Below are 3994 nucleotides of genomic sequence, written 5' to 3' on the forward strand. Positions count from 1 at the left end.
CGCCCCGGAGCGCCCGCCGCCGAGCAGACGCTGTTCGGCGCGCCGCCGGCCCCGCCCGCCGCGCAGCGCCCGCCGCGCGCCGCGATCGACGCCGACCCGGCCTCGCTGCTGCACCTGCTGGGCCTCTCGACCTTCCGGCCCGGCCAGCGCGAGGCGGTGCAGGCGGCGCTCGACGGCCGTGACGCGCTCGTCGTGATGCCGACCGGCGGCGGCAAGTCGCTCTGCTACCAGCTGCCGGCGCTCGCCAGCGATGACCTGACCGTCGTCGTCTCGCCGCTGATCGCGCTGATGCGCGACCAGTGCGCGCGCCTGACCGATCTCGGCCATCCGGCGGTGATGCTCGCCTCAGGCGGCGACGGCGAGGCGAACCGCCAAGCGCTGGAGCAGATCCGCAGCGGCGAGGCGACGGTCGTCTTCGCCGCCCCCGAACGATTCGCGAGTGCCGCCTTCCGCAACGCGATCGCCGCCCGCGCGATCGCCCTCTTCGTCGTCGACGAGGCCCACTGCGTCTCGGAGTGGGGCCACGACTTCCGCCCCGACTACCTGCGCCTCGCCTCGGTGATCGCCGACCTCGGCCACCCGCCGACGATGGCCTGCACGGCGACCGCGACGCCGAAGGTCGCGGAGGAGATCGTCGCGCGCCTGGGGCTGCGCGAGCCCGAGCGCGTCCGCTCAGGCTTCGACCGGCCGAACATCTCCTTCGACGTGCTGCCGTTCGACGGCGAGGGCAGCGTCGCCCGCAAGCGCGCGACGCTCGTCGCCGGCGTGCAGATGCCCGAGAACCGCCCGGCCGTCGTCTACTGCGGCACGCGCAGATCGACGGAGGAGATCTCGGTCCTGCTCGACGGGGCCGGGCTGAACACGGTCGCCTACCACGCCGGCATGAACGCCGAGCAGCGCTCGCTGCGGCAGGACGCCTTCATGCGCGGCGACGTCGACGTCGTCGTCGCGACCAACGCCTTCGGCATGGGCGTCGACAAGGCCGACGTGCGCTCCGTCTGGCACTGGGCGCTGCCCTCCAGCCTCGAGGCCTACTACCAGGAGGCCGGCCGTGCCGGCCGCGACGGCCAGCCGGCGCGCGCGGTGCTGCTCGCCTCGCGCGCCGACCTCGGCCGCCTCGTGCGCTTCATCAAGGAGGCCGAGGTGACGCCGGAGCAGGTCGCCGCGCTCGTCGGCCGCCTGCGCGCGCAGGCGGGGGAGGATGGCGTCGAGCTGGACGCCGGCGCCGAGGGCGACCGGATCGCGCTCGCCGTCGCCGAGCGGGCCGGCGCGCTGCGGCTGGAGCCGGGCGCCGGCGGCCGTCTCCACGTCGAGCTGACGGCCGGCGGCCTCGACCGCGGTCGCGTCGCGCAGCTGTGCCGCGCCGCGACCGACCGCCGCTGGCAGTCATACCGCTCGATCGAGGCGTACGGCGCAACCTCGGACCGCTGCCGCCGCCGCCAGCTGCTCGACCACTTCGGCGACGACACGCCGGTCGCGCCGCTGGGCCGCTGCTGCGACGTCCACGACCCGGTCGACTGGCTGCCGCCGATCACGGTCACGTCCTCACGCAAGGGCCGGGCGAGCGCCGCCGCGGCCGCCGAGGAGGGCCCGCCGGTCAGCGACGCCGAGCTGGCGCCGCTGAAGGAGTGGCGGCGCGAGCGCGCCGACGGCAAGCCGGCCTACACGGTCGCGACCGACGCGACGCTGCGCGAGATCGTCCGCCGCAGACCGACCAACGCCGCCGCGCTGCTGGAGATCAGAGGGATCGGCCCCTCGTTCGTCGACAAGCACGCGGCGTCGCTGCTGGAGCTGCTGGCCTCCTAGGCCGGCAGCAGCTGCCACGAGACGTCGCGCGTCATCCCCGAGGTGCGGCTCCACAGCTGGTCGCATCTCCAGCGATAGGCATGGTCGCCGACGAGCACGCAGACGGCGTTCGAGCCGGCCGGAAAGGAGATCGGGAAGCCTCCGATCGGGATGAACCCGGTCGCCTGGACGATCGCGGTGACGACCGTCAGCCCGGGGTCGCTCGTCTCGAAGACGACCGAGACCGAGCAGCCGATCCCCACGAAGACGCCGGCGCTCTCCCAGTCGGTCGCGGTGTTGGACGATGCGACGCCGGGGTCGGAGACCATCTTCTGCGCGCCGCCCGGGTCCTCCCAGTCGACCGGGCGCAGCTCCAGGGCGGTCGAGTTGTTGATGTTGCCGTGGCAGCTCCAGCCGCCGAAGTCGTCGATGAACAGCGTCGGCCGCGTGAAGCTGACCGGCAGCGGGCGGGCACCGCGCAGCGCGCGGACGCGGTAGCGGATCGTGCGGCCGGCGCGGTGGTACTCGGCCCGCAGCAACGTCACCGCCATCGTCCGGCGGCCGACGGAGATCGCGGCGTTCTTGCGCGGCGCGCCGGGCGTCTGGAACAGGACGCGCAGCAGCGTTCTCAGCTCGATTCGCCGCGACAGCGTGCCGGGGCTGTCGTCGAACGCCTCGATCCGCGGCGAGATGCCGCGCAGCGTCAGGTCGTAGAGGCGGGCGCGGCCGGGCACGCGCCGCAGCGTGCCGTTCTGCGCGGGCTGGACGGCGAGCGCCTGCGGGGCGCCATCGAACGCGGGGGTGGGGGCATCGGCGCCGCGCGCGGCGCTGGGGAGGACGAGCAGCGCGAGGGCTGCCGACACGGCGATACGGCGTCTCATCTGCTGCTCCGTCGGTTGTGCGCCGCCTGGTCGCGGCGCGTCGGCCAGGTTGTCGGCAGATCGCTGTGGAAGCTGAAGAAGCGGACTGCGGGCCACGGTTCGGCCGCGCCGCCCCGCGCCGAGTCGGCACAATGAACGCCCCACCACGCCTCCCGACAACGGACCTCGCACGCCATGGCCATCGAATTCACCGACAAGATCCGCCGCCTGCCCGTCTACCCGACCGCGGGCGGCTACGCGCTCGACGGCTTCGCGATGCTGGCGAGCAACGAGGCGCCGTTCGGCCCGATGCCGGGCGTCGTCGAGGCGGCCGCGGGCGCCGTGGCCACCGCCAACCGCTATCCCGATCCGTCGAACATGCGGCTGCGCAGAGCGCTCGCGGCCCGCTACGACTACGACCCGATGAAGATCGCGATAGGCGCGGGCTCCTGCGACATCCTGCTGAGCGCCGCCGAGGCGCTGCTGGAACCCGGGGCGGAGGTCGTCTACGCGTGGCCGTCGTTCTCCGTCTATCCGCACATGGCCGCCGCGACCGGCGCGACCGCGATCAGAGTCCCGCTCGACGCCGAGCACCGCCACGACCTCGACGCGATGCTGGCCGAGATCACCGCCGCGACGCGCCTGGTGATCGTCTGCAACCCGAACAACCCGACCGGCACCGCGCACCCGCTGGCGGCGGTCGAGCGCTTCATGGCCGAGGTGCCGCGTCACGTCTGCGTGATCCTCGACGAGGCCTACTGCGAGTTCTCGACGCTCGACGACCCCGACGCCTCGCTGGCGCTGCTCAAGCGCCACGCCAACCTCGTGCTGCTGCGGACCTTCTCGAAGGTCTACGGCCTGGCCGGCCTGCGCGTCGGCTACGCGCTCTGCGGCGACGAGCGCTTCCGCGTCGCCGTCGAGCAGGTGCGCCAGCCGTTCTTCTGCAACTCGGTCGCGCAGGCGGCGGCCGAGGCGGCGCTGCTGCGCCAGGACGAGCTGACGCGCCGGATCGAGGAGACCGTCGCCAACAGGCTGGCGCTGGAGGAGGGGCTGCGCGAGCTGGGGCTCGACGTCGCCGAGTCGCAGTCGAACTTCATCTGGCACTCGCTCGGCGACGGCGACGAGCAGGAGATCCTCGCCGGGCTCAGAGATCGCAAGGTCCTGATCCGCTCCGGGAGAGCGCTCGGCCGCGAGGGCTGGGCGCGCACGACGGTCGGGACCTCGGCCGAGAACCGCCGCTTCCTCGACGCGCTGAGAGAGCTGGTCTAGCGGCGTCGGCGCGCGCGGCCGGCCGGGCGCGCGCCGCGGTGCGGCCGCCTCACGGCAGCCGCGCCGGCACCGGCGTCGCG

3 protein-coding genes are annotated in these 3994 nt (G+C 74.1%); 2 read left to right on the plus strand and 1 reads right to left on the minus strand.

Features of this window, described 5'->3' with window-relative positions; translation table 11 throughout:
• The coding region (locus tag R7226_RS31035) for a RecQ family ATP-dependent DNA helicase (RefSeq protein WP_318601420.1) at positions 1–1806 on the plus strand (1806 nt) is incomplete at its 5' end.
• Here R7226_RS31035 and R7226_RS31040 read toward each other — a convergent pair.
• Entirely contained in the window at positions 1803–2666 is an 864-nt protein-coding gene (locus R7226_RS31040; RefSeq protein WP_318601421.1) for a hypothetical protein, read from the minus strand. The two genes, R7226_RS31035 and R7226_RS31040, sit on opposite strands and share 4 nt — an antisense overlap.
• A 174-nt stretch (positions 2667–2840) precedes the next feature.
• Here R7226_RS31040 and hisC point away from each other — a divergent pair, with 174 nt between their 5' ends.
• On the plus strand, positions 2841–3914 hold the full coding sequence (gene hisC, locus R7226_RS31045) for a histidinol-phosphate transaminase (protein WP_318601422.1): 1074 nt from the start codon (positions 2841–2843) through the stop codon (positions 3912–3914).
• Positions 3915–3994 lie beyond the last annotated feature (80 nt).

The sequence above is a fragment of the Conexibacter stalactiti genome, from assembly GCF_033542075.1.
GTDB classification, from domain to species: Bacteria; Actinomycetota; Thermoleophilia; order Solirubrobacterales; family Solirubrobacteraceae; genus Conexibacter; species Conexibacter stalactiti.

Bases quoted from the DNA above. Each gene is read 5' to 3' on its own strand.
- R7226_RS31040 (WP_318601421.1), bottom strand. From the start codon at position 2,666: ATGAGACGCCGTATCGCCGTGTCGGCAGCCCTCGCGCTGCTCGTCCTC.
- hisC (WP_318601422.1), top strand. From the start codon at position 2,841: ATGGCCATCGAATTCACCGACAAGATCCGCCGCCTGCCCGTCTACCCG.